We start from the raw sequence: 6376 nt of genomic DNA, 5'->3' as shown, positions 1-6376 counted from the left end.
CCGCTTCCTCGCGATAAGCAATCTTATGCGCAGCTCGCCATAACAGCGCCCAGGCTTCAGCATAGGCATCGTAAACCGCGATCTGATCCTCGCTCAAGCGATGCTCGAGGATCTCGTATTCGACGCCTGCGAAGGACAATGCGCGCGCGGTGTAGAGGCCGAGCGACTTAAGGTCCCGGGCGACCAGCTCCATCGCTGCGATACCGCCGTCACGAATGTCGGCGACAAAAGCCTCGCGATTGGCGAAGGCAGTCTCCGGCCCCCAAAGACCGAGGCGCGTGGCATAGGCCAGATTGTTGACGTCGGACGCGCCGGTTGCCGAAGCATATAGCACGCGTGCCCGCGGCAGGAGGTTCTGCAGGCGAACGCCCGCGATACCCTGCTCCGATCCCTTGACCTTGCCCAGCGATCCTTCCCCGCCAGCGGCATTGGCCATGGCGTGCGCCTCGTCGAACACGATCAGGCCGTCGAAATTCTCACCAGCCCAAGTCAGGATCTGGTCGAGGCGGGTTGCATCGTTTCGGCCCGAACGCAGGGTCGGGTAGGTCACGAAGAGAATGCCCTCGCGCATGGCGATGGACGTGCCGAGCTTCCAGGATGCCAGAGGCTGGATGTCGATCGGCAGGCCGCCAAGCGCAGCCCAGTCACGCCGGGCATCTTCGAGCAGCGCCTCGTTCTTCGAAATCCAGATATGGCGGCGTTCCCCGCGCACCCATCGATCAAGAATGACGCTTGCAACCTGTCGGCCCTTGCCGGCGCCCGTTCCATCCCCGAGGAAATAGCCTTGGCGGTACGTTTGGCCTTCCGCAGATGCCTTGAGCGAACAGCCCTTGTCCTCGGGCTCGAATCGGCCGGGAAGATCGCGCGCATGGGCGCTTGCCGCGTAGATCAGAGTCTCTACCTGGGCAGCCGACAGCAGCCCTTTGGCAACCAGACCGTTGGGCAGCTGCGGCACAGCTTCGGGCATCGGTGCGGCGATCGACCCCATGGCAACAGACTCGACGAGCGGCGTCGGATGCTCGGCCGCGTCATCGATCACGATCCTGCTCGGGCGATAAGGCAGATAGTGGCCGACCTGAGGGGCAAGCGGCGCAGGGGTTTCGAGCGACCGGTATGTGAGCGAGCCGATGGTGGAGGCTGCAGGAGTGACCCTGCCTGGAGATGGCATCGGCCTGCGCGGTGCGGCGACCAGACGAAACGGCGTACGAGCCGGAAGGCTCGATTGCTCGGTAACGGCATCCAAGCTGGCGCGATCCGGCAAAGCATCGACAAGATCCACCAGCTGGCGGAAGTCGTTTGTTCGGATAGCGACAGGTTCATTGGAGCCTTCCACCTTGTCGAAGACTAACAGCTGCGTGGTGATACCGGTGCCCTGCCTGACGAACGCGCGTTCGACGGCGGCATTGAGCCGCAGCGAGATCGGTCCCTTCAGCCCCGCCAGGAACTTCGCGCAGTCGAACCATTCAGGCATGATCGCGACAAGCCGCCCGCCGGACGCCAGACGGTTCCAGGCCGACCGCAGATGGCGCGAGCCAGTGCGACTATCGTGCCCCCGCTCGATGCCGTGCGAATAGGGAGGATTCATCAAGACGACGCTCGGGATGATGGCTTGATCGAGCAGTTCGTCGATCAGCTCGGCGTCATGGCCGGTCACTCGCGCTGCCGGGAACACAGCATTCAGGCAGTCGCGGCGGAGCGGCGAGATTTCGTTTAGGGCAAGGCGCGAGCCGGCCTTGGCGGCCCAGACCGCGAGCATGCCCGTTCCGGCAGAGGGTTCCAGTACGAGCTCGTCAGTGGCCAGCGCGCAGGCTCGCGCAGCAAGCCAGGCAAGGCGCGGCGGCGTTGCAAACTGCTGCCATTCGATCTGCTCGTCGCTGCGATTGGTCTGGGTCGGCAGTCGGGCATCGAGGGAGCAGAAGAATTGTTCCGCCTCGTCGATCGACGCCGAGAGCAGGATCTGATCCGCTGCTCGCAGGTATTGAACCTGTGCCAGCTCAAGCGCTGCATGAGCGTCACGAACTGACCAACGCCCGAGAGCATCGTTGCCCCCGAAGTGCTCAGTCATGATACGCGTGACGTCGCTGCGTGAAAGCGCGCGGCCTGCCGCCAGCTCGGAAGCCATGGTCAGGGCCGCCATCACAACGACGGGCGGTGATGGGTCATCGAATGCAAAGGCGAGGGAAGAGTTGGACATGGGAACCTCCTGACGAGGTCCTGCGGCGGGCAGGCCTCAATCAGCCAAAGGCTCCCTCCCCTCTGCCCGTTGGATCAGGTTTTCGAGCTAGCCGCGACTTCAATTCGTCATTCCAGTCAAAACCGGGTGAGGCTGGCGCGCGTGAGTGGATAACGCGATCAGGCGCAGCGTAGGCCTTCAACGCTCGCTCCTCAGCGAGAGCGCCTCCGGCGTCATTGTCGATGAACAGGAAGAGTTCGCGCACGCTCTCCGGGATCGAAACGAGACCGAACCGCTCGTTCCCAAGTGTTGCCCAGCAAGGGACCCCGAACAACTGCATGGCAGAGAGGGCGCTCTCGATCCCTTCGGCGAGGCCCAGACGCCCCTGCACCGGCGGCGCAAGTCTGACGGCACCACAACCAAGGCTGCCAAGCGCACGCTTGGGGCGCTCGAAACCGGCCAGCCTGCCGCTCGCCACATCAAGAAAAGTCCTGTGTACTGCGATAATGCCAATGTCAGTCGTGACTGCCGCCAACATCGCAGGGATAAATTGAACTGCCCCGCGTGGTCCGAGCGGCGTACGTTCCAGGTAACGGAACTGGTCAGATGCGCGCTGGAGACCGCGCTGAGAGAGATATCGTTCGACGGGACTGTCGGAGATCGCCGAAGCCGATTGCCACAAGCGTCGCGCATTGGGACTGAAGTCACCCTGATTTTGCCGATCGGCGGTCCCGGTGCCAGAATCGTCAAAGAGCTCCCGGCTGCGAACTCCTTTGCGATCCAATGCTGCAATGACGTCCTCATTCGAACATCCGGCGAAGCAATGGAACAGGATGGCCTTTCGCCCCAAGGTCACGCTGAGCGACGGTGTGCGGTCGTCGTGGGCGGGACAGCAGCACATGCCCTTGCCCTGGCGCCATGTTCCGTTGAGGCGTTCGACGATCGTGCGGGCACGGCGTTCGAGTTGAAGACTTTTCTCTAGCTGGGGCATCGACCTACTCCGGTTGAGGTGCCCTCCCCGTGCAGCCTCCGCTCTGCACCAGCGCCAAAGCATTTTCCTACATCACTTGTTCTTTATATGTTCTCACTCGATTCGGCTATAGAAGGATCGAGAAATGACAATGAAAGCCCTTTTGATCTTTGGCATTGCCATCGCATCAGCCATGCCTGCCAATGCCCAGGAACTGCCAATGCCAGATTTACCGGAGCAATATGCCGGTCCTTCAAGCGGCATTCGGATTGCCGAAGCATCGAACGGATTTCAGTTGGTCGAGCATGGGTTCTGGCAATCCGCGCAAGCCGCCCCAGCACCAAGTTCGAGCGTTGCAGAAAATGGACGGGTCAACCTGCCGTACAGATACGAGCCCAAGGCCAAAACTGCCCCATCCGGGTTTCGGCGGGCGAGCTACCTGCCCCACGTCTATGCGGCGGAAGCGAAGTATTCATTGCCCACCGGCCTGCTCGACGCGCTCGTCTGGACGGAATCCCGCTATAACCCCCTTGCTGTCAGTCCGGCAGGCGCTGCGGGCCTTGGCCAGCTCATGCCTGCAACGGCAAAGGAACTCGGGGTCTTCAATCGATTTGACCCCACGGCCAATATCTTCGGCGCGGCGCGGTATCTGAGGCAGATGCTCGACAGGTTCGGCGTGGTTCACCTCGCTGTCGCAGCCTACAATGCCGGTCCAGGCGCAGTCGAACGCGCGGGCGGTATACCGCGAAATGGTGAAACCCCAGGCTATGTCCGCGACGTCCTTCGCCATTGGCGCTTTTAGCGGTCGCTCCGAATTGTAGAGCGACAGTCGATGTGGGAGCTTGCCCTCTCCCCTGCTGTCGCGCGACAGCTTAGGTAAGCTGTTCCGACCCTCAGGCCTGCGGAGCTGCCTTGTCCGAGGCCGTTGTCACCCCCAGACAATAACGCCCCCAGGCATCCATCAACTTCACGCGCGCGCCCGGCTGGTCTGGGGTCCCGAGATAGGTTGTGCGGCGATAGGCGGCCTGCACCGCGTCGGGCGTCTTGTGCGCTAGGGCCGCTTCTACCACGGCATCGGGGATGCCTTCATTTGCTGCCCAATCCGTGAACGAGGAGCGGAAGCCGTGGACGTGGTACGGTTCGCTCATGTCGCGCAGCACCTTTAGCAGCGTCATGTCAGACATGGGCTTCCCAGCCACCCCGGGGAACACGACGTCGCTTTCCGACATCCGCAGGGCATCAGCTTTCCCCAGCACCGCCAGAGCTTCGTCAGATAGCGGCACGATGTGCGCCTTGCTGCGCTTCATATGCTCGGCGGGGATCGTCCACAGACGGCTCTCCAGGTCAAACTCGGACCATGTCGCCAGCCGGACCTCCTGACTGCGCACTCCAGTCAGGATGAGCAGTTCCAGCGCAAGCCGCCCGAAGGATGGTTTGCGCCGCAAGGCAGTGAGGAAACCGGGAAGTGCGACATAGGGCATGGCTTTGCGATTCTCACGCGCCTTCACTTGCCGTGGCAGACCGCGACCCGCCTTCAGGCTGCCATTGCCCGATGGGGCCTCGCGGGAGCGCCAGCCCTTCGCATGGGAATAATCCAGCACGGCGCAAATCCGGTTACGCACTTGGCGGGCGGTATCTGGGATTTCCTGCCAGATCGGCGTCAGCACGGCGATGATATCGGCACTGCTGATGCTGCCTGTCGGCATGTCCCCCAGTTTCTTGAAGGCGTAGTTTTCAAGACTGGCGAGCCACTGGCGCGCATAGACTGCGCTTTTCCAGCCCGCCTCATTTTCGCTGTGGTACTGCGTCGCGGCAGCTCGGAACGTTACCTTGGCGGCGGCATCGTCTTTTTTCTCGGCGAGAACATCGCGGTGGTCGACCTTGACCGCCTTACGCAAGACCGTGGCTTTTTGCCGCGCTTCTGCAAGTGTCATCTGCTTTGCGCTACCCAAGCCGATATCCTGCCGCTTGCCGTCTCGCTGGAGCCGTAGGACCCAGTAGGCTCCACCGCGCTTATCCACCCTCAAAACTAATCCATCGCCATCCTGGTAGGTTCCAGGATTCGCCATCGCTGCCTTGACCGCTACCGCCGTGAGCTTGCCCATTTCTTACTCCCACACTTTCAAGCCCACCTTGGGAGGGGTCGAAGTGTGGGAGTAAGCCATTCTACTCCCACACCCCTCCCACACTAGCCTCCGGCTGCATGCAAACAGCAGCGGACAAATGCGGGCTGTGAAGTGCAGAATACCCTAGGTTTTCCGGGATTTCCACGGTCATTCGTGGATGCTTGCGGATAAGGGGGTGGTGGACAGGGCTGGATTCGAACCAGCGTACGGGAAACCCGGGCAGATTTACAGTCTGCTGCCTTTAACCACTCGGCCACCTGTCCAGTGCCTGACGCGGGGAGAAGCGTGTCATTCCCGCGCTGGAGGCGGCTCAATGGCGAAAGGAGGCTTGCCTGTCAATGGGTGGATGTGAAAAGAGCCGATCCATGAAAAAGACGCATCGTTCCGCCAAGCCCAAGGGCAACCTCCCCCGCTTCTACGGCCGCCACGCCGTGACCGCCGCGCTCGCAAATCCCAACCGCATCGTGCGGAAAATCTGGGGTACGCGCGACGCCCTCAACGCGCTGGAACTGCCTCCAGTCCTGCCGATCGTCTATGCCGATGTCGCCGACATGGGACGCATGGTGCCGTCCGACGCGCCGCATCAGGGCATCGTCGCTGAGGTGGAGCCGCTAGACGACGTCTGGCTGGGCGATGTGCTGGAGGAAGGCCAGGATGACAAGCGCCCGATCCTGGTGCTGGATCAGGTCACCGACCCGCATAATGTCGGCGCCATCCTTCGGTCCGCCGCAGCATTCGACGCATTGTGCATCGTGACCCAGGACCGGCATGCACCGCCCGAATCGGGCGTGCTGGCGCGGGCGGCGTCTGGCGCTCTGGAAATCGTGCCATGGGTCCGGGTGGTGAACCTGGCCCGCGCGCTCGATGAAATAGCCGAAGCGGGATATTGGCGCATCGGCCTGGATGGAGAGGCGGACACAAATCTGGGCGACGCCATCGGCGATTCCCGCGTGGCCCTGGTGCTGGGAGCCGAAGGCGAAGGGCTGCGCCACAACAGCATCGCCCATTGCGACATCATAGCAAAGCTGCCGATCAGCCCGCGCATGGAAAGTCTGAACGTTTCGAACGCCGCCGCCATCGCGCTCTACGCCGCCACCAACCGGTAGC

General features: G+C 62.2%; 5 protein-coding genes and 1 tRNA gene. 2 read left to right on the top strand and 4 right to left on the bottom strand.

Features of this window, described 5'->3' with window-relative positions:
• Positions 1–2194, bottom strand: a 2194-nt coding sequence (locus AX724_RS02710) for a strawberry notch-like NTP hydrolase domain-containing protein (RefSeq protein WP_197421453.1), incomplete at its 3' end; no start/stop codon positions are given.
• Positions 2195–2234: 40 nt separating this feature from the next.
• Positions 2235–3164: a DUF7146 domain-containing protein gene (locus tag AX724_RS02705; protein ID WP_066763305.1), complete on the bottom strand. Its 930-nt coding sequence runs from the start codon at positions 3162–3164 to the stop codon at positions 2235–2237.
• Between the two features lie 124 nt (positions 3165–3288).
• Here AX724_RS02705 and AX724_RS02700 point away from each other — a divergent pair, with 124 nt between their 5' ends.
• Positions 3289–3945 (top strand): lytic transglycosylase domain-containing protein, encoded by a 657-nt coding sequence (locus AX724_RS02700; RefSeq protein ID WP_066763284.1) that lies wholly within the window; start codon positions 3289–3291, stop codon positions 3943–3945.
• A gap of 91 nt (positions 3946–4036) precedes the next feature.
• On the opposite strand, the gene AX724_RS02695 is transcribed toward AX724_RS02700, so the two are convergent.
• Both AX724_RS02695 and AX724_RS02690 read right to left on the bottom strand, forming a co-directional pair.
• A complete protein-coding gene (locus tag AX724_RS02695) occupies positions 4037–5248 on the bottom strand; it encodes a tyrosine-type recombinase/integrase (protein ID WP_066763282.1) in 1212 nt (403 codons plus the stop codon).
• Positions 5249–5445: 197 nt separating this feature from the next.
• Positions 5446–5532, bottom strand: a tRNA-Tyr gene (locus AX724_RS02690).
• A gap of 102 nt (positions 5533–5634) precedes the next feature.
• Between AX724_RS02690 and rlmB the strand changes: the two genes are divergently transcribed.
• A complete protein-coding gene (gene rlmB, locus AX724_RS02685) occupies positions 5635–6375 on the top strand; it encodes a 23S rRNA (guanosine(2251)-2'-O)-methyltransferase RlmB (RefSeq protein ID WP_066763280.1) in 741 nt (246 codons plus the stop codon).
• Position 6376: the final 1 nt, after the last annotated feature.

It is taken from the genome of Sphingobium sp. CCH11-B1 (assembly GCF_001556865.1).
Taxonomy (GTDB): Bacteria; Pseudomonadota; Alphaproteobacteria; order Sphingomonadales; family Sphingomonadaceae; genus Sphingobium.
The sequence above is the reverse complement of the archived record's forward strand: the minus strand, read 5'-3'. Positions and strand labels throughout refer to the sequence as shown.